Consider the following 26,298-nt stretch of genomic DNA (forward strand, 5'->3'; position numbering starts at 1 on the left):
GGAAACTGGGGTAGATGACAAGCGCCCTGCTGCATCATCCCGCCGTCACACCCAGAAGTTCTGCCGCATGTTTGCGCGTGGTGTCAGAGATATCCACCCCGCCGAGCATGCGCGCAATCTCTTCAACCCGCGCCGCATTGTCCAGCTGCGTAATCCGGCTGAGCACCGCCTCATTGGTCTGCATCTTGCTGACCTGGAACTGGTGGTGACCGCACGCAGCCACTTGGGGCAGATGCGTGATGCACAAGACCTGATGCCGCTCGCCCAGCTTGGCCAGCAGTTTGCCGACAATCTCGGCGACACGGCCACCGATGCCCACATCGACCTCGTCAAAAATCAGGGTAGGCACCGCTACGACCTGGCTGGTCACCACTTGCAGCGCCAGGCTGATCCGCGACAATTCGCCACCGGATGCCACCTTGGCCAGCGGTCGCGCCGGTGCGCTCGCATGGGGCGCAACCTGGAACTCGACCTGCTCCAGCCCGAATGCGGCCGGCGTCTCTTGCGACAGCAAGGCAATGTCAAAGCGGCTGCCAGCCATGGCCAGTGTCTGCATTTCCGCACTCACCGCCTTACCCAGCCTTTCGGCAGCCTGAGCCCGCATCTTGCCCAGCTTGGCTGCCTCGGAACGGTAACGGGCCTCGGCCTCCTGTACCGCCAGCGCCAGCGAGTCGGTATCGTGGTCGGCACCCAACTCGTCGAGTCGCTGTTGCCACAGGCTGAGGCGTGCAGGTAGTTGATCGGGCTCAAGCCGGTACTTGCGGGCGATTCGATGGATCTCGTCCATACGTCGCTCCACATCACCCAGTCTTGCCGGATCAAGCTCAATCCGGCCTGCATAATGACGCAGGGCATGGACGGCTTCGCTGAGGTTGGCCTCGGCGGCGGCCAGCAACTCCAGCGTCTCGCCCAGCGCCGGATCATGCTCGGCCAGATCGCTGAGACGTGACTGCACGCTGGCAAGCAAGGCACGGGCATTGATATCGCCGTCAGCGAGCTGATCCATGGCCAGCTGCCCGCCTTCGATCAGGCTCGCGGCATGACTCAGGCGGCTGTGCTCGGCCTGAAGGTCGGTCCACTCATCCACACCCAGGCGCAAGCCCGCCAACTCCTCCACCTGCCATTGCAGCCGCTCACGCTCTGCCGCGAACTCGCCGGCATGCTTGCTGGCATCGGCGAGCTTGTGCTCCGCCTGCTTCCAGGCACTGTGAAGCTGACGCACCTCTCGCGCCAAAGCGGTCTGCCCGGCATAGGCATCCAGCAACTGACGCTGGGCATCGGCCCGCATCAGCGACTGGTGAGCATGCTGACCATGAATATCGACCAGGAACTCGCCAATTTCCTTGAGCTGCGCCAGCGTGGCCGCCTGCCCATTGATAAAGGCCCGCGAGCGGCCGCTGGCGTCGATCACCCGGCGCAGCAAGAGGATGTCGTCCTCGCCATCCAGTGCCAGCTCGGCCAGCTGGGCATGCAGGGCAGCCTGGCCTCGCGTGTCGAACTCGGCAGCGAGTTCGGCACGCTCGGCGCCATGGCGAACCACCGCCGCATCGGCGCGATCACCCAGCAGGAGACCCAGAGCGTCAATCAGGATGGATTTGCCGGCGCCGGTTTCACCGGTGAGGACGGAGAAGCCCTGGCTGAACGCCAGCTCCAGGGTATCGACGATCACAAAGTCGCGCAGGGTCAGGGAGAGCAACATGGGGATTCAATCTGGGTGCAGAGGGATGCGTGGACAAAACGGACGACAGCAACGTAGCCACAATCCAGGCGCAATCAGGCAGATGGCCGATTGCACCCGGCGATATCAGAACAGCCGCTCACCCCAATGCAATTTGTGGCGCAGCATGTCGTAGTAGTTGTAGCCGATCGGGTGCAGGATACGCAGCGAGTTCCGGTAGCGCTTGATGGTGACACGATCCATTTCGCGCAGATCGAAATGGGAATGGCCATCAAAGTGCACCTTCACCTCTGAACCGCGCGTCAGCATGAACTCAATGGTGGCGCTGTCGTTCACCGCGATAGGCCGTGCCGTCATGGTCTGCGGGCAAATGGGCACGAGCGCAATGGCAGGTACTGTCGGATGCAGAATCGGGCCGCCCGATGCAAGGGCATAGGCGGTGGAGCCGGTGGGTGTACTCACGATCAGGCCATCGGAGCGCTGGCTGTAGACGAACTGGTCATCGATGAACACCTCGAATTCAATCATCGAACCCAGGGAGCCACGGCTGAAGACCACATCGTTGAATGCAAGTGCGCTATGCACTTCTCGCTCGTCGCGAATCACCTTGGCCGAGAGCAGCATGCGTTCCTCGGGCACGAAGTCGCCATCGAGTATGCGCGGGATCACGGCATCGATATCGTCAACGCCTACATCGGTCATGAAGCCCAAACGCCCCTGATTGATGCCGACCAAGGGAATCCGGTACGGGGCCACCAGCCTGGCGATTGACAGCATGGTGCCATCGCCACCCAGCACGATCACCAGATCGGCCACCTTGCCCACCTGTTCCGGCGGCACCACCAAGGCGTCGGGCACCGGGTGCGATGCGGCGGTTTCAGTATCCAGGATGATGCTGCTGCACTCGTGCTGACGCAGCAGCTCCGCCAGCTTGCGTAGCGGTCCGCCGATATTGGGGCTATTGCGCCGGGCGACGAGTGCGATCTTGTGGAAGAGCGTGCTCATGGGGTCGATTTAACCACAAGCCGACGACGATCCGTTAGCGTCAAACGCGTACCGTCAGCGCGGCGAGGGTCCGCTTGCGCTCAGGGGTAAACGACCACCAGCGCCGCGCCTCCCCGGTATCGGCAAAATGCACCGCGGCGAGCAACACATCGATCACGCACGGGTCATGCTGCTGGCCGGTCAGCGTGCACAGGCGCGCGTACAGTTGATAGGCATCCTGCCCGACCAGGTTTGCTGGGGATTCAATCCCCAGCAGGCGCAGATCTGCCGCGGTTGCCGGGCCGACATTGGGCAGATCTTCCAGTCGCATGGCGTTGCGCTGTGCAGGCGTCATGGTGGCGCGGTGATCAGTAGATGCTGAAGAAGAAGTATTGCCCCTGGATACGTTGATGCGTGCCGTTCTCCAGAATGGTGGCCAGCGCCTTGTTGAAACGCTCGGCCAATGCCTTGTCACCCTTACGGACGGCAATCGCCTGGCCATCGCCAAAATACTTGGGGTCCACAATGGCGGAGCCGACCATATCGAAACCCTTGCCCTTGGGCGTCTTGAGGAAGCCGTAGTAGCCCACCACCACATCGTCGAGCACCAGATCCACATCACCCCGGCTCAGCGCGGCGTACATCTCGTCCGCGGCCTTGTAACGCACCACCTTGGAGGTGGCCGCGTATTTTTCGCTGACATAGCGGTCGTAGGTGGTGTCAGCCTGCACGCCGATCACCATCTTTGCCACCCGCGAGGGAGTGATGAACACATAGGGAATGCGCTTGGCCTTGGCAAAGAAAAAGGCCGGCGTGTTTGCATAGCGCTGGGTGAAATCCACCAGCTTCTTGCGATCTTCGGTCACCGACATCATGGCCACCACGGCATCAACCTGCTTCTTGTTGAGTGCGGGAATGAGGTTGTCCCAGTCCACCTGCACCAACTGGCAATCGGCCTTGATCTCCTTGCACAGAGCCTTGACGATATCCACGTCAAAGCCGCTGAGGTTGCCCTTCGCATCCATCTGCGAGAACGGTGGATACTTGCCCTCGATGGCAATTTTCAGCGTGTCGGCATGGGCCAGCCCCGCAAGCAGTGAGATAACAAGAAACGCGCGGGCAAAAAGGGCCATGGCAACCTCGATAAAGATTGATCAACAAGGGGCGCCGCTGCTGGCAACGCCGCAAAGTTGCAAGGCTACGCGCTTCCATATGTCATAAACAAGCGGCGAGTGACTCAGTTGCCTTGGCGCAAGCCGATGTGTTGCATTGCAACATGAGGGCGTTGCAGGCAACCGACATCGCGGCGCGCTGAACCCCTTGCCGTGTCCATCGCGAGCGTTACAATCGCGCCATGCTCAGCGAACGCGCGCAAATCCTGCTCAAGACCCTGGTCGAGCGATATATCGTCGACGGGCAGCCTGTGGGCTCCCGGACTCTTTCCAAATACTCGGGGCTGGACCTGTCGCCCGCCTCGATCCGGAATGTGATGTCGGACCTGGAGGAACTGGGTCTCATCATCAGCCCCCATACCTCCGCCGGTCGTATTCCGACTGCGCGAGGCTATCGCCTGTTTGTGGATAGCCTGATTACCATCCAGCCGTTGCAGCAGGTGGAGATCTCCGAACTGCAAGGCATGCTCCTGCCCGATAACCCGCAACGCGCTATTGCCGCCGCCTCCAGCCTGCTGTCGCAGCTGACCGAGTTTGCCGGCGTGGTCATGGCACCCAAGCGTCGTGGTATTCCCCTGGCGCAGGTGGAGTTCGTGCGGCTGTCCGAGCGCCGCATCCTGCTGATTCTGGTAACGGCCGATGGCGATGTGCAAAACCGCATCCTGATTGGGGATCGCGACTACACCGCGCAGGAACTGACCGAAGCCACCAACTTTTTCAACCAGCATTGCACCGGCAAGACACTGGAAGAAGTGCGTGATGCCGTTTACGCCGATCTGCGCCATCTGCAGGGGGATATATCGGCACTGATGAATGCTGCGGTACAGGCTGGCAGCCAAGCCATGGCCGAGGAAGCCAACCCGGTTGTCATCACGGGTGAAAGCAACCTCTTGCGCGTGGATGAACTCTCCAACAATGTCGAACGGCTTCGCCAGTTGTTCCGGGTTTTTGAAGACAAGACCGCCCTGCTGCACTTGCTCGATCACAGCCAGCAGGCTGCCGGCGTGCAGATCTTCATTGGCCAGGAAGCCGGACTCTCCTCACTGGACGAGTGTTCCGTGATTACCGCGCCTTACAAGGTCAACGGTCAGATCGTCGGCACACTCGGTGTCGTCGGCCCCACGCGCATGGCCTATGAGCGGGTGATTCCGATTGTGGATGTCACCGCCAAACTACTGTCGTCCGCTCTGTCACACCCCGTGTGAGCACCTTGCCCACACGTTTCCTGATTGGCCCCATGTTCAAACCCTTGTTGATAGCACTGGCGGCCTGCGCCTGCCTGGCTGACGAACCTGCCCTGCCCGCCCCGCCCCTTGCTTTCAACGAGCGTCCGGATGTCAGTGCCTTCATTGAAGACATGGTGCGCGAGCATGGCTTTGATCGTGATGCACTGAAAGCACAGTTCGGCCAGATCGTTGCCAAGCCACATATAGTCGGCATTCTCGACCGCCCCTCCACCAGTCGCCCCTACCACGCATTCCGGACGGACTTCGTCAACGACACCCGTATCCGTCTGGGCGTGGCTTACTGGCACGAGCACGCCTCGCTGATTGATGCCGTCTCCCGGCGCTATGGCGTTGAGCCCGAATACCTGGTTGCCATCCTCGGGGTAGAAACCCTCTGGGGGCGCAATACCGGCAGCTTCCGTGTCATGGATGCGCTCGGCAGTATCGCCTTTGACTACCCGCGTCGAGCCGACTTCTTCCGCAATGAACTACGCGAATTCCTGTTGCTGGCGCGTGACGAAAAGCTCGATCCCTTTGTCTTCAAAGGCAGCTACGCGGGTGCTATGGGTGCACCGCAATTCATGCCCTCCAGCTTCCACAACTTTGCAGCTGACTGGGATGGTGATGGTCGTCACGACCTCTGGCATAACACGGGCGATATTCTCGCCAGCGTGGCCAACTATTTTGTCCGCCACGGCTGGCGCCAAGGAGAGCCCTTGGTGGCCGAGGCCCAGATTGAGGGCGAGGCCTACCAGACACTGGTCGCAGACAAATTCAACCTTCACTACAAAATCAGCGAACTGACTCAGTTTGGCGTCACCCCACTTGCGCCCATCAACGGTGATCCACTCGCCGTACTGGCACCCTTGGAACACGCTCCCGGCGAGATGCGCTACTGGCTGGGCTTCAATAATTTCTATGTGATCACGCGATACAACCGCAGCACTCTTTACGCCATGGCCACCCATGAGCTGGCACTGAAGATCAAGGCCGCGTGGTTGAACCCGGAGCTGGTGCCCGCCCCACCCAAGGCCACAAAGAAAGCGCGCAAGCAGATAAGCAAGCAGCGCGGCAAGCACAAACGGAAATCGCGACGCTGAGTCCACGCGCGGGTGACAGGGAGGCCAACACCATGATCAACCACTTCATCGCACTGCTATCGATACTGATCCTGCTGGGTGTGTTCGGCATGCTGCTACGCGATGCGCGATATTTCATGGGCAAATCCAGGGGTACCGCGTATGCGCTCTTTGCCTATGCCGGGCTAACGCTTCTTGGCACCCTCGTATACGGCAATGACCTGTATATCTACAGGAAAATGCTCGACCATGATTCCGCACTGATGGGCTTTTTGCAGCTATTGGGCGTGATGTTCAAAAACGTCATTCCAATCCTGCCAGGATCACTGGCCTTGCTGGTTTACACCCTCGTCGGCAGACCCGGCGGCAAAGCCGAAAAGCAGGCATGAAACGCCCGCGCTGCAAGAAAAAAGCTGCCCGTAGGCAGCTTTTTTAAACACCCGTCAAACCGCTGAGCCTTCAACCCGCCTTGGCTTTGAACTCGGGCAACATGCGTTCAAGATAACGGGCGATCAAGTCGATTTCCAGATTCACCTTATCGCCCGATTTCAGGTGCTTGAGCGCCGTCACCGCCACGGTATGCGGGATCAGATTGACAGAGAACACCGTATTCGCACCGCGGTCCGTCACCTCATTTGTCGTCAGTGATACCCCGTTGATCACCACCGAACCCTTGATGGCAATAAAGCGGCCCAGCTCCTTGGGACACTGCACCATCAACTGCCAGCTCTCGCCCAGCTGTTCAAAACGCACCACCCGGCCAAGGCCGTCAACATGGCCAGAGACCAGATGTCCGCCAATACGGTCACCCAGGCACATGGCCTTTTCGAGATTCACCTCGCGGCCGGGATCATCCAGGCCCACCGTGCAGCGTAGCGATTCCGCCGACACATCGAACTTGAAACTGTGAGCGGTCTTGGCCACGACGGTCATGCAGGCACCGTTGACCGCGATGCTGTCACCGATCTTCACATCACCCATATCGAGATGATCACTGACCACCATGACACGCAAACCCTCGCCATCGAGCGGGGTCATATTGGCGATTTTGCCGGTAGCTTCAATGATGCCGGTAAACATACGGATTCTTTCAGGCGGACATGGGCGAATTATGGAACGGGTTTGCGACAGGCGCGCAGTTTTAGCGGCCAACTGACGGTTTTTGCGACAGCAGGGTCGCCCCATACTGCGGCAAGCTGCTGTGCCAGCGCCGGCAAGGGGTCAACGCCCTTGGACTGACGGTAGCGCTGTGTGGCCGACCACGTACCCAGATAACCCACAAGCGCGTCCAGATCCCATTGCAGCGACATATCCAGTGAGGGCGTGGCGATATCGGCATAGGGCAGTTCCAGACCCGCATAACCCTGCTCGATCCAGCGGCGCTCTGGCGGCCAGTACGGGCCAATGACCTGATGATAGAAGTGGCTGACGAGCGCATCGACCTCTGGCTCGCAACTGAACACCTCGTAGCACCACACGGCCAGCACACCACCGGGTTTGAGTACGCGCGTGGATTCCAGCATGAAGTCTGGCAGATCAAACCAGTGCAGCGCTTGCGCCACCGTGAGCACATCCACGCTCGCGTCCAAGGCGCTCATCGCCTCGGCAGGTTCCTGGCGGTAGTCGATATTGGCGCGCTGTTCAGCATTGGCAATCTGCGTAGCCGATGGCTCGGTGGCAATCACCCGCTCAAAACGCTGCGCGAGCGCCACGGCAGCCTGACCGTTGCCGGTGGCCACATCCAGCGCTAGCACCCGGCTGGGGGCAACCTGGGCCAGCCAGTCAAACAGGGCTTCGGGGTAGTTGGGGCGGTAGCGCGCGTAGTCGTTGGCCTGCCGGGAGAAATGATCCTTGAAGCTCATGGGCTAATCCTTGCCATCAAAACGGAGCGTGTAACGCATGTCAGCTCCGATCTTGCGCACATCGGCAACGCGTGGTGCCAGCTTGTCAGCCAACGACTGCAGCGAAAAATCCGCCATGCCGGCAGCCATGCCACCGAGCAGCACCGGTGCCTGATACAGAATGACTTCGTCCACCAGACCGCTTTGCAGCCATGCGCCATTGAGCCGCGCGCCCGATTCCACGGTGATTTCATTGCAGCCACGCTGACCCAGCAAAACAAGCGTGGCGGCCAGGTCAACGCGACCGTGCTGATCTGGCAGTGCCACGACATCGGCACCTACAGCCTGCAAGGCTTGAACATGCGTGGCAGGTGCATCGGCCACAATGACCAGCGTCTTGCCCGGTGCGTGCAGGAGCTTGGCATGAGTCGATAATTGGGCGCGGCTATCGAGCACCACGCGCAGCGGCTGGCGGCCAATGTCAAGATCGCGCACCGTGAGTAACGGGTCGTCCTTGAGCACCGTGCCGCTGCCGGTGAGCATGACGCACGACCGGGCGCGCAGGCGCTGCACATCGGCGCGGGCCTCGGGACCGGTGATCCACTGGCTTTCGCCGTTGGCGAGGGCGGTCTTGCCATCCAGGCTTGCCGCAATCTTGAGTCGTAGCCACGGCCGACTACGCTCGATCCGGCTGAGAAAGCCCTTCATCGATTCGCGCGCTTCGGCGGCCATCAGGCCCTCTTCGACCGTGATTCCGGCCGCGCGCAGCATGGCGAGGCCACGGCCGGCGACTTCGTGGTATGGGTCTTCCAGCGCCACGACAACACGGCCAATGCCGGCTTTGATCAGCCCTTCGGCACACGGCGGCGTGCGGCCGTGGTGGGAACAGGGTTCGAGCGTGACATAGGCAGTGGCACCCGCCAGCGACTCACCCGCCGCCAAGGCCTCGCGCATGGCCATGACCTCAGCATGCGCGCCGCCCGCTTGCTGACTGTGACCACGGCCGATGATGCGGCCATCGCGGACAATCACACTGCCCACGCAAGGATTGGGCGTGGTGATGCATCGGCCCGACTCGCCCATGCGCAGGGCCTCGGCCATAAATGAATGATCGGCGGCGCTGAAGGTCGTCGTCACTGCTTCTTGCTCACTTCGCGGATCACATCACGGAAATCGTCCACATCCTGAAAGCTGCGGTACACCGAGGCAAAACGGATGTAGGCCACCTTGTCGAGCTTGGCCAGCTCGGTCATCACCATTTCGCCGATACGCCGCGAATCGATCTCGCGCTCACCCAGCGCAAGAATCTTGCGGTCGATATGGGCAATGGCTTCGTCAACCAGATGGGTCGGGACGGGCCGCTTGTGCAAGGCGCGCTGGAAGCTGATGCGCACCTTGTTGGTGTCGTAATCGGCACGGGTTCCGTTGGTTTTGACGACCTGTGGGGGACGAACTTCGGCGGTTTCAAACGTGGTGAAGCGCTTGTCGCAATCGGCGCATTTGCGGCGGCGACGGATGCTGTCACCTTCTTCAGATAGGCGGGTGTCGACAACCTGTGTTTCGGGCGAGCCGCAGAACGGGCATTTCATGGCAGAACTCCTGGTAACCCGACGCAAGGTGCGTTCGGGCAGGCACAGGCGGCATTCTACCTGTGGGAGTCGTCACTTGCCGGCTGGCTGACAAGCATCGCCAGACTGGCTTGCCGCTCGGGCGCCGGCTGCTGCGCCAGCAGTTTGACCGCAGCATGAAAGGCCGGGAAGTCGCTGCCGTGGGATCGGAACAGTGCCCGCAAGGCCGGCACCAGCGCGTGATAGGTGCTGATGGATGCGAAATGCGCATTGTTGGGGGCTGGCCGGAACCAGCTGTCATAGCCCAGCACGCTACCGGAGGACTGTTTGAGTGCGGCATAGTCCACCGCCACTTCCGATTGAATCCGCTGTTTGCCCTGGCGCTTTGTTTCATCGTCGCTGGCACTGGCATACAAGGCGGACAAACGCGCTCGTCCCCGATTCATGAGTGCCAGAACCTGTTGGCGGCGCTGCTCGGATTGTTCCGCCGCCAAGCGCTGCGAGGCATTGCCGTGCTGAGTCAGCCAGCGAGCAAGCCCCTCCTGCTCCACCGCGGTGGCATAAGCTTCATTGAAGGCCGTGTCGTCACGCACATACACGCGCTGGTGGGCCAGTTCATGAAAGATCAGCCGGGCAATGGCCAGGTCATCCAGACGCAAGGTGGTGTTGAGCAAGGGATCGGCAAACCAGCCCAAGGTGGAATAGGCCGGAATCCCATACAGATACACATCTTCACCGGCTTGCTCACGCTGCTGTGCATAACGCCGGGCCTCCGCCTCGTCGTAATACCCGCGATAAGTCAGGCAACCAGCCACCGGAAAGCAGCTCTGGACAGGCACCAAGGACAGCTCAGGAGTGCTCACCACATTCCACAGCACGAAGGGACGCTGCAAATCAGCGTAGCGCGTGTAACTGGCGTTATCGGGAAGATCCAGTTCAGTCACGGCGAAACGGCGCAGCTGCTGGACGAGCCGGAGCTTGCGCACTGTTTCTGCGGGCAAGTCCGGGTCGGCCAGCCAGTCGTCAATCGGCCGAGCCCGGTCCAAGACCTCGGCCTGACCGCGTGCCGCCTGGGCAAGGTAGCCCAGATTGGCGCACCCCGATATCAGCAGCAGGCTACTCAGTAACAGCAGAGTCCGGACGATCAGCATGGCCTCAGTGTAGGGGATATCGCTCCGGCTGCTGCACTACAGGTTACCCACGAACAAGCGCCGCATCAGCGCCTGCTTGAGTCCGCCGGCTTCGTCCAGACCCAGACGCGCCAGCCATTGCGGCGGCACCGGCTTGTCGTCAAACAAACCACGCATGGCTGCGAGCACCAGCTCCACGGGATGACCACTAGCGCGCTTGAGCTTTTGCAGTACCCGGATCATCGCCAGCTCGTCGCTGGTGAAATCGGTACCGAACGGGAAATCCGGTAAGAGTCCCGCCTCCTGCCAAGGCAGTAGCCGCGCCTCCAGGGCCTCAGGCAGATTGTGGCGCCAGGCTTCAGGCACCTCCCAGTCCGCTTCCAGCTTGCCTTTATCCTTGGCGATCTCTACAAGTTGGTGCTGGAAGCGGCTGTCGGCAATCTGGATCAGGCGCTTGACCACTTCGGCATCCGACTGCCCGCGCAACTCGGCTACGCCGTACTCGGTGACCACGATATCGCGCAAATGGCGCGGAATCGTGGTGTGGCCATAGTTCCAGACGATATTGGAGCTGATCTCGCCACCACTTTCCCGCGTCGCCCGCAACATCAGAATGGAGCGTGCGTCCGGCAGCGCGTGACCCATGGCCACGAAGTTGTACTGGCCTCCCACACCCGACACCACCTGACCGTTCTCCAGCCCGTCCGACACGGCGGCCCCCAGCAAGGTCACCATCATGGTGGTGTTGATGAAGCTGGCACGACGACGCTGCGCGCTGGCCAGCGCAGCGTGGCTACCCAGCTGGTTGATAAAGTCGATACGGTGCATCTCGATATGGGCCAACTCAGCCGGCGGCATGCTGCGCAAGCGCTGGTAGAAATCTTCCGGGCCCAGGAAAAAACCACCGTGCATATGGATGCCGGCCTTCAGTCGCTTGCCCAGCAAATGCGTGGCAATCAGCGCCAGCGATGCATCATCGAGCGTGGCCGGCACACAATGCGTTTCGTGACGTAGCGTGCCATCACGCAAGACCACGCCCGGCAGCAGGATGCCGAAATGGGTCAGGAAATCCACATCCCCCTGCGACAGCGGCGAGCTGATCCGCCCGGCATCCCTGAGTGCGCGCAAGGTTTGCGCGTCGGGTACGGGCGTGATGGCGCCACTGTTGAGCAATTGCTGCAAGGTGGCGTCTGCAAACACTTCCCGGCGCACGATCCCTGCTTCGATCAGCTTGAGAAAACCATTCACGAACATTTCCGAGCAGCCGTACAGGCCTTCTTCAAAACGCTCCAGGGAGCGACCTGCGGTCTGCTTGTGGCACAGCTCGCTGAGCAGATTGGCAAAGGAATCAGGGTGTCGATCCCGCAGGATAAGGGCTTGGGCAATCGCATCCCCCAAAGCGCCGATACCGATCTGCAAGGTGCCGCCGTCCCGCACCAGGCTGGCGGCATGCAAGCCGATGGCGTAGTCCGGAGTGTCCACCTTCATATTGGGGGGCGAGAAAAGATGGTGCGTGCCCGCGGGGTCCGTCACCAGCAGATCGAAAAAGGCCGGCGGAATTTCGGCCTGATTCGGCATGAAGGGCAAGGCATGGTTGATGACGCCCACGGTGAGGAAGTGATGACCCGGAATGGCTTGCAGGCGCTCAACGGCTTCGTAGGTCACATCGGTGTTGCTCGATAGCGAGAGCTTGAGTTGCCCACCCTCTTCTTTTGCGGCCACCGCCTGCATGATGACGTTCACCCCGTGCAGGGCCATATCACGCGCAACAAAGGTGTAGTTGGTGGAGATATAGCCTTGTTGTGCGGTGGAGTTGCCCAAGTAGTCGCCGGTTTTGAGAAAGAATTCCAGAATCTCGATATGCGGCGGCAAACTGCCGGCACGCAAGTCTTTCACGTAATCCAGATCGGGATAATCGCCAAATACACGCTCGACAAACGGCTCCAGAAAATGCCGCTCGATATCGCTGCGACCCGCGGGCTTCTCTAGCGAGAGTGCGGTAATGATCTTGAGCCGTCGGGAAGGATTTGCCTTGATGCGCCGGTAAAGCGCATTGAGCAAGGGATTCGGTTTGCCTATCCCCAACGGGGCGCCCACGATGATGTCGCCGGCAATATGATCAAGCAGGTAATCGACAGTCGCGTCGATCCGATCCATAGTCTGGGTCATGGCAGATTCTCCTCTGCCATCAGCGTAATGCATTCTTGCCCGGATACCTTGATCTGGCTCAGGTACAGCAATCAGGGAGAGGTTGTGTATCGCATCAAACGCAACTCGGGACGATCGGGCCGGATTCCGGCATCCCGCCAGCCCAGCTTCTCATAGGCGCGAATCGCAGACACATTCGCGGGGCTGACGCTCAGTTCCAGCGCCATCAAGCCCACTGACCTTGCCGCCAAGCAAGCCTGTTCGTGCAACAGACTGAGCCGCCCCTGCCCGCGCAACGCAGGGGCCAGATAGAAGCAATGCACATAGGCTCGGCCGTCCTTGATCGACATCTCCAACTGTCCGACCAGATCGTCACCCTGCCAGAGATGGCAGTTGCCACTGGGTAACTGCGCTATCCGCGAGACCAGCATCTGCCGGTACAGGGCGTGATCATCACCCATCAGCGCGGCATAACCATCCAGGGTGCCAAAGCCGATCAGCCAGATTTCCCGGCTGATACGGATGCAGTCATCGAAATGCGCCGCCAAACTTATGGGGCGGAAGACCAGCGGATCAGTCATGGATCTATGGGCAAGAAAAAGGGGAGCGCCGGGCTCCCCTCGTTTGACAGCTGCTGCCTGGCTTACTTGGCGTAAACCGGGAAACGCGCGGTCAGGGCGTGAACCTTGGCCTTCACGGCGGCGATGTTGGCTTCGTCGTTCGGGTTGTCGAGCACATCGGCCACCAGATTGGCGACCTCAATGGCCTCAGCTTCCTTGAAACCCCGGGTGGTGATGGCAGGCGAGCCGATGCGGATGCCGCTGGTCACGAACGGGCTTTCCGGATCGTTGGGGATCGAGTTCTTGTTGACGGTGATATGGGCTTGGCCCAGCACAGCGTCGGCGGCCTTGCCGGTCAGACCCTTGGGGCGCAGATCAACCAGGAACACATGGCTCTCGGTACGGCCGGAGATGATGCGCAGACCACGCTCCTGCAGGGTCTTGGCCATGATGGCGGCGTTCTTGAGTACCTGTTCCTGATAGGCCTTGAACTCGGGCTCCAGGGCTTCCTTGAAAGCCACGGCCTTGCCGGCGATCACATGCATCAGCGGGCCGCCTTGCAGCGTGGGGAACACGTTGCTGTTGAGCATCTTCTCGTGTTCGGCCTTGGCCAGAATGATGCCGCCGCGCGGGCCGCGCAAGGTCTTGTGGGTGGTCGAGGTCACGAAGTCGGCGTGCGGCACCGGGTTCGGGTACACACCCGCAGCAATCAGGCCGGCGTAGTGAGCCATATCGACCATGAAGTAGGCGCCGACCTTCTTGGCGATTTCGGCCATGCGGGCAAAATCAAAACGCAGGGCGTAAGCCGAAGCACCACCGATGATCAGCTTGGGCTTCTCGGCGATGGCAATGCGCTCCATCTCGTCGTAGTCGATCTCTTCCTTGTCGTTCAGACCGTAAGGCACGATACGGAACAGCTTGCCCGACAGGTTGGCCGGCGAGCCATGGGTCAGGTGACCACCGTGGCCCAGGTTCATGCCCATGACGGTGTCGCCGGGCTTGAGGATGCTGAAGTACACGGCCTGGTTGGCCTGCGAGCCCGAGTGCGGCTGCACGTTGGCGTATTCGGCACCGAACAGCTGCTTCACGCGATCAATCGCCAGCTGCTCAACCACGTCCACATACTCGCAACCACCGTAGAAACGCTTGCCGGGATAACCTTCCGCATACTTGTTGGTCAGCTGCGAGCCTTGCGCTTCCATCACGGCCGGCGAGGTGTAGTTTTCCGACGCGATCAGCTCGATATGCTCGTGCTGGCGCACCACTTCACTGCTGATCGCAGCGGCGATTTCGGGGTCGTACTGGGCGATGGAAAGCGGCTTGAACATGGCGGGGGAGTCCGGTAAGCAGTTGAAAATCGCGCAGATTTTATCATGGGCACGCTCTCAACGCCTTGAATGCGGCTCATGTTGACCTTCCGCCCGGCTCACTTTGCCGCCATAAGGCTGGCGCAAGACGCAGCGGCTCGTCATGATGCAAGCCAGACAACAATCTCAGGTTCCCGTACGGATGGAACGCGAACACTGCCCCAAATGCGGCTACACCCGGCAAGCCAGCGACACCGGTCCAAGCACCGAATGCCCCCGCTGCGGCATTGTGTTTGCCAAGTACGCGCAGCACCTGCACGACCGCCGCGTGGGCAAGCTGCCTGCCCGGCGCCGCCATGACGAAGAAGAGGACGTAGCTGAAGGCTGGCGTCACACCCTGCAGACCTATCTGTTTCATCGCCCCGGCCGAGAGCAGGCCGCGCACTGGCAGCTGGAGGCCTTGGGCATACTGATCCTCATGCTCTGGGGCGCCTGGTTCGTGGCCAGCGACTGGCGCGAGGGCGAAGCAGGGATGTCCTTCCTGCACAACGCCAACCTCGCCTTTCATGAGTTTGGCCACTTGCTGTTCAGGCCGTTCGGCGAGTGGATGATGTTCCTGGGTGGCAGCCTGTTCCAGTGCCTGGTGCCGCTGATCTTCCTGGTGGCGTTTGTGTGGCAACGCCAGCAACCTTATGCCGGGGCAGTCTGCCTTTGGTGGTTTGGCCAGAACCTCATTGATGTAGCGCCTTACATCGGGGATGCACGCTCGCTGTCACTGCCTCTGATCGGCGAATGGAACGACGATATGGTCGAGGCCCGCATGTTCCGGCACGACTGGCACAATATTCTGGATGCGCTGGACATGCTGGGCTGGGATCACCGTCTGGCCGCGCTCGCCCACTGGGGCGGCGCGACGATCATGGTGCTGGCTATTGCATGGGCCTGCTGGTGGATACAGGCTTGCCGGCAAGTGCAAAAGGCGCAATAGGGCGTAATCCCGACTCAACCACCCAATTCCACACGCTCGCCCTGAATGGAGAGTGACGTGGGTGCCCCATAGATCAGCATGGCGGAAGAAGGATCATTACTGGCTTGCAGGCCCTCGGTCGCGTGGGCGACCAAGCTACTGCCATCCTGTGCACGCGCAGTCAGACGGCCGATTTCAAGGCGGGTGAGTTCAATCTCCGCGCCGTCCGAGGCTGTCAATGTCGCCGCTTCGGCCTTGCCGCGGGCCACCACGCGGCCTCGTCCCTGCACGCTGGCCGAAAATTCGGCGACAGTCAGTTTGCCAAAGCGTATCTCGCCGCTGCCCTGCTGCTGCAAGGTGACCCGTTCAGGCTGCAAGTGGGTCAGATGCATGGAGGCGCTGCCGCTGCTCGCCAAAGTCAACTGCCCTACTTTGCCAGCCAGACGGATATGGCCCGAGCCAGTACTCCGCAACGCCAGAGATGGGGTATCAAGGCCACCAGCCTCGACATTCGCGCCATCACGCACCGTCAACTCGCGCAGGCTGGAGACAGGCAGACGCAACGCAATGGTGCCGCCCGCCGGGGCCTCAAGGCGAAGCACATTGCCCTGCCGGCTCATCCGTACACCAGCCGGCAGCACCGCCGGCATTGCGGTATCACGATCTGCCAGCAGGGTAACATCCAAGGGACCGGCAATCTCAAGACCGGTGTAAGCGCATGTCGCGCAATCAGTCGCAGTCGCCGTGGTGCTGGCTATCGCCGTTGCAGCAAGCACGGGCAGAGCGATCAAGGATAAGGGCAAGGTCAGGCGCTTCATGGGGTACACCTCTCTACTAAGCTGATCATCGGGGTTCAGCAGCAGACCCAAGGGGTCATCGCGCTGATGTGATCAGCCTAAGGTGTACCGCCCCTTATAAACATACCCATAAGGATGGCATGCAGAATCAAGGGGCTGGAGTGCACTTTTCCCGGATACGCCGCTAGAGCCCCTTCACGGCGTAAATGCCCAGCGTGTTTCGCCAATAGCCTTTGTAGTCCATGCCGCAACCGAACAGGAATCGGTCTACCACATCAAGGCCGACAAAGTCGGCCCGCAGGCCCGGCGTGGCTTTGCGGTCATGGAGCTTGTTAATCGCGACGGCGGTATAGACCTTGCTCGCCCCCTGATCACGACAATACTGCTGAACGGCGCTCAGGGTGTTTCCCTCGTCGAGGATGTCATCGATGATGAGCACGGTACGGCCATGCATGTCCTCAGTCGGCTTGACCTTCCAGTTGAGGCGGCCACCCTGCGTCTTGTCGCCATAGCGAGTGGCATGCAGGTAACTCACTTCCAGTGGAAACCGCAACAAGGGAAGTAGTTGACCCGCCATGATCACGCCGCCGTTGAGCACCACGTAACAAAGCGGATTTTCGTGCCGGAGCACTTCGGTGATATCCGCCGCCATGCGGTCAATGGCGCTGCGCACTTCGGCGTCACTGTGCAGACAATCTGCCTCGGCCATCACGTTGAGCATCTCTTCCCGACTCATGCTTAGTCTCCCGATTCCGACCGGCTATCGCTGAAAAGGCGCGGAGCTTAGCGTTTGCCCGCGGTGGCCTCAATGGCTTGTTGAGAGCATAGTCGATCTGTACGCAAGGTTCGGCGCCACGTTGGCCGATGACAACATCGGCATCCGCTGATAAACTCCGCCCCGTCTTTGGGGAGTAGCCTTTCCATCACCCCGATGGAAGTACACGTCAACATACTTGGTCCTCCTGACCATGGCGTGTACAACCAGATCGCCCGATCTGGCTGGCAAGACCATAGGCGCATCCGACCGGCAAGGGGCCGCGGCGGCGTGCGTCTGTGTGTAGCCGGCCCCCGAGAAAATCCATGGAAGCCTTCCTGATCTCTACTGGCGTCGTTGCGCTTGCCGAAATCGGCGACAAGACCCAGTTGCTGGCGCTGATTCTTGCCGCGCGCTATCGCAAGCCGCTACCTATTGTGGCCGGCATTTTCGTCGCCACTGTGATCAACCATGCGCTCGCCGGTGCGGTGGGTACCTGGCTAATGCAGCTGATCGGCCCCGAAACCATGCGCTGGATACTGGGCATCTCTTTCATCGCCATGGCGGGCTGGATGCTGATTCCCGACAAGCTCGATGACGACGACACCCGCTACACCGAACGCTTTGGTGTGTTCGGCACCACGGTATTCGTATTCTTTCTTGCCGAAATGGCCGACAAAACCCAGATCGCTACCGTCGCGTTGGCAGCCCGCTTTGCTGCTGACTACTGGTGGGTGATCGCAGGCACCACCGTGGGCATGATGCTGGCCAATGCGCCCGTTGTCTGGCTCGGTGAGCGGGCGGCCAAGGCGCTACCGGTGCATCTGGTGCACCGGGTAGCGGCAAGCATCTTTGTGGTATTGGGTCTCATCGCCCTGTTCGGTATGGGCCACTAAAGCAGTAGCGAGCACAGGGCGACCGTAGCTCACTCTCGGTGCCACCGCCCTGTTACAGGCAGATACTGGATTAATGACATTGGCAAGCCTCTCCCGACTTTGATACAAACGCATCCACACGCCGCAAAGGGGCATCTGCGACTGGCCCGTGCCCGGCCGCTACGCGTGCATGCAAGAACAGTCAGGGAGAGGACATGCCTAACCATCAACACCTTCAAAAGCCTACCGGCGCATTTGTTGCCGCCTCCTGGGCCGCACTCGGCATCGGCGCAGGCGTCTATCTGATCGGCCTGTGGAACGCCAAGATGCAGCTCAACGAGCAGGGTTATTACTTTGTGCTGCTGATGTACGGGCTTTTCTCTGCGGTATCGCTTCAGAAATCGGTGCGCGACCGCATGGAGGACATCCCCGTATCCGCGCTGTATTTTGCCCTGTGCTGGGGCTCGCTCGGCATGGCCATCCTGCTGATGGTGGTGGGCCTGTGGAACGCCGCACTGGCACCCTCCGAGAAAGGCTTCTACGCGATGGCATTCCTGCTGAGCCTGTTCGGCGCGGTCACCGTACAAAAGAACGTGCGTGATACCCAAGCCTTGATGCGCGCGAGCGCAGAAACCGCTTCAAACTGAACCAGGTGCGCTGCACGGACCGGGCTACGCGCACGATGCCTTGTTCAAGCGCGCAGCCACCCGCCAGCATGGCTGATACCACCTCCTGCCTTGCCGTGACCATACAAGCATGCGCGAAATCCTGCTGACAACCGACTGGCTCGACTTCGCCCTGTGGGCCTGTGCCTACTTCACCGCACTCTACGTGGGGCTGGGTGCGCTGAATCTGTGGCTGACGCGCTGGCTGCTGCCGCGTATAGGCTATGGCGGGCCGCTGGATGTCCGTGGCCTGCGGCCCGGTCAGCTACGCCGGGAGTGGCTGCTGTCCGGCGTGTCCATCCTGATCTTTGGCGTGGGCAGCCTGATCCCATGGTCGTTGCTGCAACTAGGTTGGGCCGAGCTGGCAGACACGCCATCCGGCGGGCGCGTGTTACTGGAAATACTGGCCCTGCTGGTCTGGAACGAGGTGCACTTCTACGCCAACCACTGGCTGCTGCACCGCCGCTGGCTACAAGGCTTCCATCTGCCACATCACCGCTCGGTCGTGGTGACGCCCTGGTCCACCTATGCTTTCCATCCACTCGAAGCAATGATGCTGGGCAATGTCATCATCGTACCCATGCTGGTCCACGACTTCAGCGCGGCCGCCCTGGTCGCGCTGCCGGTACTTAGCCTGGTCTTCAACAATATTGGCCATTCCAATTACGACTTCCTGCCAGACGCCAACCGTGATCGCTGGTGGCTCAACGGTGCGCGGCGTCACCATCTGCACCATGTCTGCTACCAAGGCAATTACGGCTTCATGTTTCCGTTCATGGACCGTCTGTTCGGCACCGCTCTGCCGGTAGATGCCGCGCAGGCGAGACTGCAAGGCAAGACTGATCGGCATGCTGCGTAATCCGCGCGACATCCAGGCGCTGGTCTATCTGCTGCTGCAGACGGGCCTTGTCATCCTGCTGTGGCAATACGGCTTTCAGCCGCTGGTCTATGCGGCTGTATTGCTTCTCTCGGTCGGCATCAGTGCGGCTCACCACAACCATGCGCATCTCAGGTTCTGGCATAACAAGTACCTGAACCGCCTGACCGACCTTTGGCTCACGCTGCTGCAAGGCCACCCGACCTTTGTCTTCCATGCCACCCATAACGCCAATCACCACCGCTACCACCATGGCCCGCGCGACGCAGCGCGTACCTACCGCTTTGGCGGTGATACCAACCATTTGTCAGGCTATCTGCTGCACCCGCTGCAGGCCGTGTGCGTGCTGTACCCACTGTTCATCGATTGGCTAAGGCGACTACGCCACCGGGCGCCCGGTGTGTATCGACATTGCCTGCTGCAGTATCTGATCATCATCACACTGTGGGCCGTGCTGGCTGCCATCGACTGGCAGAAGTGGCTGCTATTCGTGCTGCTGCCGCAGCTGCATGGCCTGCACTGGCTGCTGGCCACCAACTACTTGCAGCACGCCCATGCAGATGGTCACTCGCAGTTAAATTTTTCCCGTAACTTCAATGGCTTGCTGAATTTGCTGATGTTCAACATTGGCTATCACACCGCGCACCACCTGCACCCCAAGGCACACTGGTCCACACTGCCTGCACTGCATGAGCAATATCGTCTGCATATCCATCCAAACCTGCTTGCAGGCGGCCTGCTGCCCTATATGGTGCGCACCTATCTGCTGGCCCCCTTCATACCGGCCTGTCGAAGCCGGAGCCTGATGAATCACACCGAGGAAAACTGATGCCAACCCGCTTTGAGCGCGTGTACATCGAAGCCACCGGCATGCACCTGCCCGGTCCAGCCATCGACAACGAGGCGATGGATGACTACATCGCCCCCATCAACCGGCTGTCCGGGCGAATCAAGGCACGCATCCTGGCCGAGAACGGTATTCAGTCACGTCACTATGCGATTGATGCCGCGGGGAAGACCTTGATGTCGCATGCCCAACTGGCCAGCGCGGCAATCCACGATTGCCTGAATCGGGCAAAATCAACGCTGCGTGATGTGTCGTTACTCAGCGTGGGCTCGTCGGGCGGCGACGCGCTGATGCCCGGCTTTGCCAGCATGATCCAGGGTGAGCTGGGTGCACCGCCAATGAGCACGCTATCGAGCCAGGGCGTCTGCGGCGCCGGGGTTACTGCCGTGCTGCACGCCGCACAGGGCATCGAACTCGGTGCGCATCGTCAGGCGTTGGCTGTTGCGGCAGAAATGCCATCGCGTATGTTCAAGCGCAGCCGCTTTGGCCCGCGTGGCTACGACAGCGATTTCGATGCCCACTTCCTGCGGTGGATGCTGTCGGACGGCGCGGGCGCCATGCTGCTCAGCGACAGCCCGAGCCAGCGCTCGCCTGTGCGTATCAAGCTCAGCTGGATACACCAACAAAGCTTTGCCGGCGATTACCCGGTGTGCATGCAACTGGGGCTCAGCGAGGACCGCAGCACCTCGTTTCTGGATTACCCGTCCGCAAGCGAAGCGGAAGCCGCCGGTGCGCTATCGCTACGGCAGGACATCCGCCTGTTACCGCATCTTTTTGATGTGTCGATCCACGAGTTCGTCAAGCTGGTCGATGCGGGCTGGGTGAAACCTGACGAGGTCACGCACTTCCTCTGCCATTACTCGTCCGAGAAGTTCGCGCCGGTGGTCGAGTCCTTGCTGGATAAAGCCGGGCTCAGCATTCCCAAGGCGCGCTGGTACAGCAATCTAAGCACGCGCGGCAATACCGGTGCTGCCTCGATCTTCATCATGCTGGCGGAATTTCTGGCGAGCCGCAGCCTGCACGCCGGCGAGAAGATCCTCTGCTTCATCCCCGAATCCGGGCGCATCAGCGCCGCCTTCATGCTGCTGGAAGTCGAAGCCACGGATGCGCCACAGGTAACAGAAAACAAGGAAATGGCGGCCTCGCACACTTCCTCGCCAACCCTGCCCAGCGCACCGCATGATCCCGGCCAAGCCCCCCTCGCCCTGCAACCCTTGCTGACCAAGCTGGCCAGCGTGTGGCAGGACTACCGCTCCCAGGTCTGGCGCAGCCCGGTCATCCACAAGCTGGTGGCAGGTCGATTTGGCGTAGCCGATTACCGCCAGTGGACATCGCATTGGGTGCAGCAGGTGCGCGAAGGCAGCAAGTGGATGCGCGAGGCCGTGGCCTCGCTGAGTGGCCCGTTTGCCGAGCTGGGCGTGCTGATCGAAACCCACGCGGGCGATGAGCAGAACGATTTCATGATCCTGTATCAGGACTATCAGGCGGCGGGCGGCACGCAGCCGCTCGACGCGCTCAAGCGCAATCCCGGTGGTGAGGCGCTCAACAGCTATCTGCATGCGCTGGCCGCCACACCCAATCCATTGGGCCTGCTGGGTGCGATCTACATCATCGAAGGCACAGGCCAGCGTATCGTGCCCGCCCTACTGCCTCTGCTGCGCCAGCAAGTTGATCTGCCGGCATCGGCCTTCCGCTTTCTTGCTTACCACGGCGCCAACGACGAGCACCACCTTGCGCGCTGGCTCTCTGCCGTGGAAATCACGCTGGCGCTAGACCCGCGCGCGGCCAATGCCATACTCGCCACCGCCACGCGCACCGCGCAGCTGTACCTGATGCAGTTCGACCATATTCTGGAGCACTGAGATGAAGCGGCTGCCCGACTTTCTGGCGCAACAACACGACGCCCGCGATCCCAACCCTTGGCTGGCCCTGTATCTGGACCAGAGCACGCCGCTGCCCGACCCGGTCAAACAGGCCTGGCTGACCGATTCCAGCTCGATGTCGCGGCAGTTCCTGCTGCCCTTTGTCCGCCCGCTGGCACGCACGCTGATCGTGCTGATCCAGATTGCCAAGGTGGTGGTACCACGACGCTGGTCGGCGTCGCGCACCTTGCACTGGCTGCTGGCCGAAGGACTCAAACGCCTGGTCTCACCCGAGGCCAACTGGCTGGTGATGCGGCACTTTCATCTGGGCAGCCAGATTCTGGCGTTTGTAGCCAAGAACGCACCCTCGCAAGTCACCACATCGCCTCTCACGCCCATGGTCCTTGATGATCTCAAGGATGACCTGTTCCTCAAGCATGACCTGAACCTGTTCAACTTCGTGATCCGCCTGAATCAGGCATTGCGCGAATCAGACCAGACGCTGGTCCCCGTGCGCGAGCCGGACTTCAGCATGATCGAAGAGCCGCCGCTGGCACTGGACGATCTGCCGCAGGGCCTGCTCAACAAGATCGACCTGCAAACCGCCATTGAATGCTTCACGCCGATCTATCAGTTATTCCTGACCGATAACGATTTCTGGCGCGCGGCCAATTCGCTGCAACTGGATGAAACCATCGGGATCTACTGCGCCACCATCCTAGATGCGCCGCAACACCTGATCCTGCTCAACAACAAGCATCCACTCGTGCCGCTCAGCACACTCAGAGCGGGCTACCGCCTTGTGGTGCATGGTCTTTCCACCGAAATGCTGCATGCCTTGCTGGTACAGATGAAAGCCCAGCAAGCGGCACGCCGGTCGCGGGATGCGGCAGCCTGAACGACTCCCGTCACCCCGCCAAAACAAAACGGGACGCCTGAGCGTCCCGTTTTGTTTTACCAGCCTTCAACCGGCAATCAAGCCACTTGCGGCGGGTTGCGCAGCTTGATGTGCAGATCGCGCAGCTGACGCTCGTCCACTGCGTTCGGGGCGTTGGTCAGCAGGCACTGGGCACGCTGGGTCTTGGGGAAGGCGATCACGTCACGGATCGACTCGGCACCGGTCATCAGCGTGACCAGACGGTCCAGACCGAAGGCCAGACCACCGTGCGGGGGTGCGCCGTAAGCCAGGTTATCGAGCAGGAAGCCGAACTTGTTCTGCGCTTCTTCCGGGCCGATGTTCAGGGCTTCGAACACCGTGCTCTGCATGTCGGCGCGGTGGATACGGATCGAGCCGCCACCCAATTCCCAACCGTTCAGCACCATGTCGTAGGCGCGTGCCTTGCACTTGCCCGGATCGGTCTTGAGCAGGTCGATATGCTCGACCTTGGGGCTGGTGAACGGGTGGTGACAAGCCGTGTAGCGCTTGTCTTCCTCGTCGTATTCGAACATGGGGAAGTCCACCACCCACAGCGGCTTCCACTCGCGGGTGAAGTAACCACCGGCTTCGCCCTTTTCGTGGCCGATCTTGATGCGCAGCGCACCGATGGCCTCATTGACCACCTTGGCCTTGTCGGCACCGAAGAAGATGATGTCGCCGTTCTGCGCGCCAGTGCGCTCCAGCGTGGCCTTGAGTGCGGCTTCGGACAGGTTCTTGACGATGGGCGACTGTAGGCCGGTTTCGTTCGGCTGGGTCACATCGTTGACCTTGATATAGGCCAGACCCTTGGCACCATAAATGCCCACGAACTGGGTCCAGGCATCGATCTCGGAACGGGTGAATGCAGCGCCACCGGGCACGCGCAAACCGACCACGCGGCCGCCTTCCATGTTGGCCGCACCGGCAAACACCTTGAAAGCCACATCCTTCATCACATCCGTCAGTTCGGTGAACTTCAGGGTCACGCGCATATCGGGCTTGTCGGAGCCGTAGTAGAACATGGCGTCGTCGTAAGCCATGCGCGGGAACTTGCCCAGGTCCACACCGATGGCTTCCTTGAACACATGGACGGCCATTTCTTCGGTGATATCCATGATCTCGTCTTCCGTGAGGAAGGAGGTCTCGATATCGATCTGGGTAAATTCGGGCTGGCGATCAGCACGCAGGTCTTCGTCGCGGAAGCATTTAGTGATCTGGTAGTAGCGGTCGAAGCCGGCCACCATCAGGAGTTGCTTGAACAGCTGCGGTGATTGCGGCAGCGCAAAGAACTGGCCGTCGTGCACGCGGCTCGGTACCAGGTAATCGCGCGCGCCTTCGGGCGTCGAGCGCGTCAGCATCGGCGTTTCCACGTCGATGAAGCCACGGCTGTCGAGGAAATTACGCACCAGCAGCGCCACCTTGTAGCGCAGACGCAGGTTCTTCTGCATGGCCGGGCGGCGCAGGTCCATCACGCGGTGTTGCAGGCGGGTGATTTCGCTGAGGTTTTCATCGTCAATCATGAACGGCGGGGTCACAGCCGTGTTCAGGATCTCGATTTCCTTGGCGAGGATTTCGATTTCGCCCGAAATCAGGTTGGCGTTGGTCGTACCCTCGGGGCGCGCACGCACGATGCCGGTGATCTGCAGCACGAACTCGCTGCGCACGGTGTCGGCCAGCTTGAAGGCTTCGGGGGTATCGGGGTCGATCACCACCTGCACCAGACCTTCGCGGTCGCGCAGGTCGATGAAGATCACACCACCATGGTCACGGCGACGGTGCGCCCAGCCTTTGATGGTGACGGTTTGGGAGAGGAATCGCTTGTCGATCAAGCCACAATAATCTGTACGCATGGTTGTTTCACCAGTAGGTCTAAGCCACACAGGGCCGGTATATCGGGAATGGGGATATAGGTTTTACGGGCTAAGCGAGGTGGTCGCTTAACCCGGTAGATTCGAGTCGGCTGGGTTATTCTGCCGATGCGCAACCAGCGGCTCGGCGCGCAGCAAGGCGGCCTCCGGCTTGGAAGGAGGTGCAACTACCCCCATCGAGATCACGTACTTGAGCGCCTCGTCTACGCTCATGTCGAGCTCGATGGTGTCTGACTTCTTGACCACGATGAAGTAGCCCGAGGTCGGGTTCGGCGTGGTCGGCACGTACACCGACACATGCTCGCCATCGAGCTGGCTGGCCAGCTCGGGCGCGGGTGTGCCGGTCATGAAGGCAACTGTCCAGGCTTCGTTGTGCGGAAAACGGACCAGCAAGGCCTGTCGGAACGCATTACCCGAATCCGAGAGCACCGTGTCGGAAACCTGCTTCACCGAGCCATAGATGGATTTGACCACCGGAATCCGGTTCAGCACTTCTTCCCAGAACTTGACCAGACGCTGGCCCAGAATGTTGGCAGTGAGCAGGCCGGTGATCAGCACAATGGCTATCACCAGGATCACGCCCAGGCCGGGAATATGCATGCCGAGCACATCGCGCGGCCGACTGCCTTCCGGCAACAGCAGCAGCACGCTGTCCATCAGGCCCACCAGCGTGCTGATCACCCACAGGGTGATGCCCAAGGGCACCCAGATCAGCAGGCCGGTGACGAAGTAGCGTTTCATGCTCGGTGTGTCCGTTCAGACGTTAGTGGGCGTACTCAGTGACTACAGCCTGCGCTGCAGGTGTGCGCCGGCGCAGCCTCTTCCTTGGCTGCAGGCGTGCTGCTTGTGCTCCCACCCTTGAAATCGGTGGCATACCAGCCCGAGCCCTTGAGCTGGAAGCCGGCGGCGGAAATCTGTTTAGCAAAGCTGGCCTTGCCGCAGGCCGGGCAATCGGTCTGGGCCGGGTCGGCAATCTTGCGCAGCAGCTCGGCCTTGTGGCCGCAGTCGGTACACTGAAATTCGTAGATCGGCATGGTCGTTTCTCCTTGAGTGCGGGAAAAGCCAGCATGGAAAGCGGTGGATTATACCCGAGCGAGCTTGCGCACTGCACCATTCATCCAGCAGTCGCTACGGGGCTTGTTGGAGATGGTGGCTGCCGACTGTTGTATCAAGACAC

The 26,298-nt window shown here is 60.7% G+C and carries 27 protein-coding genes and 1 riboswitch; of the genes, 10 read left to right on the plus strand and 17 right to left on the minus strand.

Annotated elements, in window-relative coordinates:
* Nucleotides 1–34: 34 nt before the first annotated feature.
* From recN to O9X62_RS06960, 4 genes are all read right to left on the minus strand, one after another.
* Nucleotides 35–1,699: a DNA repair protein RecN gene (gene recN / locus O9X62_RS06945; RefSeq protein ID WP_269532074.1), complete on the minus strand. Its 1,665-nt coding sequence runs from the start codon at nucleotides 1,697–1,699 to the stop codon at nucleotides 35–37.
* Nucleotides 1,700–1,804: 105 nt separating this feature from the next.
* Nucleotides 1,805–2,683, minus strand: coding sequence for an NAD kinase (locus O9X62_RS06950; protein ID WP_269532075.1), 879 nt, complete (start codon nucleotides 2,681–2,683; stop codon nucleotides 1,805–1,807).
* Nucleotides 2,684–2,723: 40 nt separating this feature from the next.
* Nucleotides 2,724–3,017, minus strand: a complete 294-nt coding sequence (locus O9X62_RS06955; protein WP_269532076.1) for a helix-hairpin-helix domain-containing protein — start codon at nucleotides 3,015–3,017, stop codon at nucleotides 2,724–2,726.
* 13 nt (nucleotides 3,018–3,030) lie between these two features.
* Nucleotides 3,031–3,795: a transporter substrate-binding domain-containing protein gene (locus O9X62_RS06960; protein ID WP_269532077.1), complete on the minus strand. Its 765-nt coding sequence runs from the start codon at nucleotides 3,793–3,795 to the stop codon at nucleotides 3,031–3,033.
* A 221-nt stretch (nucleotides 3,796–4,016) separates the two neighbouring features.
* Here O9X62_RS06960 and hrcA point away from each other — a divergent pair, with 221 nt between their 5' ends.
* From hrcA to O9X62_RS06975, 3 genes are read left to right on the plus strand one after another with little or no spacing between them, the layout of a single operon-like run.
* The gene (gene hrcA, locus O9X62_RS06965) at nucleotides 4,017–5,039 is read left to right on the plus strand and encodes a heat-inducible transcriptional repressor HrcA (protein WP_269532078.1); all 1,023 of its coding nucleotides are present in this window, start codon (nucleotides 4,017–4,019) and stop codon (nucleotides 5,037–5,039) included.
* A 32-nt stretch (nucleotides 5,040–5,071) separates the two neighbouring features.
* Nucleotides 5,072–6,160, plus strand: a complete 1,089-nt coding sequence (gene mltB / locus O9X62_RS06970; RefSeq protein ID WP_269532079.1) for a lytic murein transglycosylase B — start codon at nucleotides 5,072–5,074, stop codon at nucleotides 6,158–6,160.
* Between the two features lie 32 nt (nucleotides 6,161–6,192).
* On the plus strand, nucleotides 6,193–6,528 hold the full coding sequence (locus O9X62_RS06975) for a hypothetical protein (protein WP_269532080.1): 336 nt from the start codon (nucleotides 6,193–6,195) through the stop codon (nucleotides 6,526–6,528).
* Between the two features lie 70 nt (nucleotides 6,529–6,598).
* On the opposite strand, the gene O9X62_RS06980 is transcribed toward O9X62_RS06975, so the two are convergent.
* The 8 genes from O9X62_RS06980 to glyA form a co-directional block, all read right to left on the minus strand.
* Nucleotides 6,599–7,219, minus strand: coding sequence for a riboflavin synthase (locus O9X62_RS06980; protein ID WP_269532081.1), 621 nt, complete (start codon nucleotides 7,217–7,219; stop codon nucleotides 6,599–6,601).
* Nucleotides 7,220–7,248: 29 nt separating this feature from the next.
* Nucleotides 7,249–8,001, minus strand: coding sequence for a class I SAM-dependent methyltransferase (locus O9X62_RS06985; RefSeq protein WP_269532082.1), 753 nt, complete (start codon nucleotides 7,999–8,001; stop codon nucleotides 7,249–7,251).
* 3 nt (nucleotides 8,002–8,004) lie between these two features.
* The gene (ribD, locus tag O9X62_RS06990) at nucleotides 8,005–9,081 is read right to left on the minus strand and encodes a bifunctional diaminohydroxyphosphoribosylaminopyrimidine deaminase/5-amino-6-(5-phosphoribosylamino)uracil reductase RibD (protein ID WP_374708390.1); all 1,077 of its coding nucleotides are present in this window, start codon (nucleotides 9,079–9,081) and stop codon (nucleotides 8,005–8,007) included.
* A gap of 32 nt (nucleotides 9,082–9,113) precedes the next feature.
* Nucleotides 9,114–9,569, minus strand: a complete 456-nt coding sequence (gene nrdR / locus O9X62_RS06995; RefSeq protein ID WP_269532084.1) for a transcriptional regulator NrdR — start codon at nucleotides 9,567–9,569, stop codon at nucleotides 9,114–9,116.
* 56 nt (nucleotides 9,570–9,625) lie between these two features.
* On the minus strand, nucleotides 9,626–10,699 hold the full coding sequence (locus O9X62_RS07000) for an aminopeptidase (protein ID WP_269532085.1): 1,074 nt from the start codon (nucleotides 10,697–10,699) through the stop codon (nucleotides 9,626–9,628).
* Nucleotides 10,700–10,735: 36 nt separating this feature from the next.
* Nucleotides 10,736–12,847 (minus strand): acetyl-CoA hydrolase/transferase C-terminal domain-containing protein, encoded by a 2,112-nt coding sequence (locus tag O9X62_RS07005; protein ID WP_269532086.1) that lies wholly within the window; start codon nucleotides 12,845–12,847, stop codon nucleotides 10,736–10,738.
* Between the two features lie 71 nt (nucleotides 12,848–12,918).
* Complete coding sequence (locus tag O9X62_RS07010) at nucleotides 12,919–13,407, minus strand: GNAT family N-acetyltransferase (RefSeq protein WP_269532087.1); 489 nt, start codon at nucleotides 13,405–13,407, stop codon at nucleotides 12,919–12,921.
* Nucleotides 13,408–13,469: 62 nt separating this feature from the next.
* Nucleotides 13,470–14,714: a serine hydroxymethyltransferase gene (glyA, locus tag O9X62_RS07015; RefSeq protein WP_269532088.1), complete on the minus strand. Its 1,245-nt coding sequence runs from the start codon at nucleotides 14,712–14,714 to the stop codon at nucleotides 13,470–13,472.
* A 181-nt stretch (nucleotides 14,715–14,895) separates the two neighbouring features.
* Between glyA and O9X62_RS07020 the strand changes: the two genes are divergently transcribed.
* Nucleotides 14,896–15,681 (plus strand): hypothetical protein, encoded by a 786-nt coding sequence (locus O9X62_RS07020; RefSeq protein WP_269532089.1) that lies wholly within the window; start codon nucleotides 14,896–14,898, stop codon nucleotides 15,679–15,681.
* A gap of 14 nt (nucleotides 15,682–15,695) precedes the next feature.
* On the opposite strand, the gene O9X62_RS07025 is transcribed toward O9X62_RS07020, so the two are convergent.
* Nucleotides 15,696–16,478: a GIN domain-containing protein gene (locus O9X62_RS07025; RefSeq protein ID WP_269532090.1), complete on the minus strand. Its 783-nt coding sequence runs from the start codon at nucleotides 16,476–16,478 to the stop codon at nucleotides 15,696–15,698.
* Nucleotides 16,479–16,641: 163 nt separating this feature from the next.
* On the minus strand, nucleotides 16,642–17,193 hold the full coding sequence (locus tag O9X62_RS07030; RefSeq protein ID WP_269532091.1) for a hypoxanthine-guanine phosphoribosyltransferase: 552 nt from the start codon (nucleotides 17,191–17,193) through the stop codon (nucleotides 16,642–16,644).
* A gap of 158 nt (nucleotides 17,194–17,351) precedes the next feature.
* Nucleotides 17,352–17,529, plus strand: a riboswitch (yybP-ykoY riboswitch).
* An 8-nt stretch (nucleotides 17,530–17,537) separates the two neighbouring features.
* Here O9X62_RS07030 and O9X62_RS07035 point away from each other — a divergent pair.
* The 6 genes from O9X62_RS07035 to O9X62_RS07060 all read left to right on the plus strand — a co-directional run bounded on the left by O9X62_RS07035 (nucleotide 17,538) and on the right by O9X62_RS07060 (nucleotide 23,235).
* Nucleotides 17,538–18,107 carry a TMEM165/GDT1 family protein gene (locus O9X62_RS07035; RefSeq protein WP_269532092.1) on the plus strand — a complete coding sequence of 190 codons (570 nt, stop codon included), beginning with the start codon at nucleotides 17,538–17,540 and terminating at the stop codon, nucleotides 18,105–18,107.
* A gap of 194 nt (nucleotides 18,108–18,301) precedes the next feature.
* Nucleotides 18,302–18,733, plus strand: a complete 432-nt coding sequence (gene yiaA / locus O9X62_RS07040) for an inner membrane protein YiaA (RefSeq protein WP_269532093.1) — start codon at nucleotides 18,302–18,304, stop codon at nucleotides 18,731–18,733.
* Nucleotides 18,734–18,842: 109 nt separating this feature from the next.
* Nucleotides 18,843–19,610, plus strand: a complete 768-nt coding sequence (locus tag O9X62_RS07045; RefSeq protein WP_269532094.1) for a sterol desaturase family protein — start codon at nucleotides 18,843–18,845, stop codon at nucleotides 19,608–19,610.
* On the plus strand, nucleotides 19,600–20,457 hold the full coding sequence (locus tag O9X62_RS07050) for a fatty acid desaturase (RefSeq protein ID WP_269532095.1): 858 nt from the start codon (nucleotides 19,600–19,602) through the stop codon (nucleotides 20,455–20,457). The genes O9X62_RS07045 and O9X62_RS07050 overlap by 11 nt, the downstream gene beginning before the upstream one ends.
* Nucleotides 20,457–22,337, plus strand: a complete 1,881-nt coding sequence (locus O9X62_RS07055) for an iron-containing redox enzyme family protein (protein WP_269532096.1) — start codon at nucleotides 20,457–20,459, stop codon at nucleotides 22,335–22,337. The genes O9X62_RS07050 and O9X62_RS07055 overlap by 1 nt, the downstream gene beginning before the upstream one ends.
* Nucleotide 22,338: 1 nt before the next feature.
* Nucleotides 22,339–23,235 (plus strand): hypothetical protein, encoded by an 897-nt coding sequence (locus O9X62_RS07060; RefSeq protein ID WP_269532097.1) that lies wholly within the window; start codon nucleotides 22,339–22,341, stop codon nucleotides 23,233–23,235.
* Between the two features lie 77 nt (nucleotides 23,236–23,312).
* On the opposite strand, the gene aspS is transcribed toward O9X62_RS07060, so the two are convergent.
* The 3 genes from aspS to O9X62_RS07075 form a co-directional block, all read right to left on the minus strand.
* Nucleotides 23,313–25,103 carry an aspartate--tRNA ligase gene (aspS, locus tag O9X62_RS07065; protein ID WP_269532098.1) on the minus strand — a complete coding sequence of 597 codons (1,791 nt, stop codon included), beginning with the start codon at nucleotides 25,101–25,103 and terminating at the stop codon, nucleotides 23,313–23,315.
* Nucleotides 25,104–25,190: 87 nt separating this feature from the next.
* Nucleotides 25,191–25,862: a DUF502 domain-containing protein gene (locus O9X62_RS07070; RefSeq protein ID WP_269532099.1), complete on the minus strand. Its 672-nt coding sequence runs from the start codon at nucleotides 25,860–25,862 to the stop codon at nucleotides 25,191–25,193.
* Between the two features lie 35 nt (nucleotides 25,863–25,897).
* A complete protein-coding gene (locus tag O9X62_RS07075) occupies nucleotides 25,898–26,155 on the minus strand; it encodes a zinc ribbon domain-containing protein (protein ID WP_269532100.1) in 258 nt (85 codons plus the stop codon).
* Between the last annotated feature and the right edge of the window lie 143 nt (nucleotides 26,156–26,298).

It is taken from the genome of Chitinimonas sp. BJYL2 (assembly GCF_027257935.1).
Classification (GTDB): Bacteria; Pseudomonadota; Gammaproteobacteria; order Burkholderiales; family Chitinimonadaceae; genus Chitinimonas.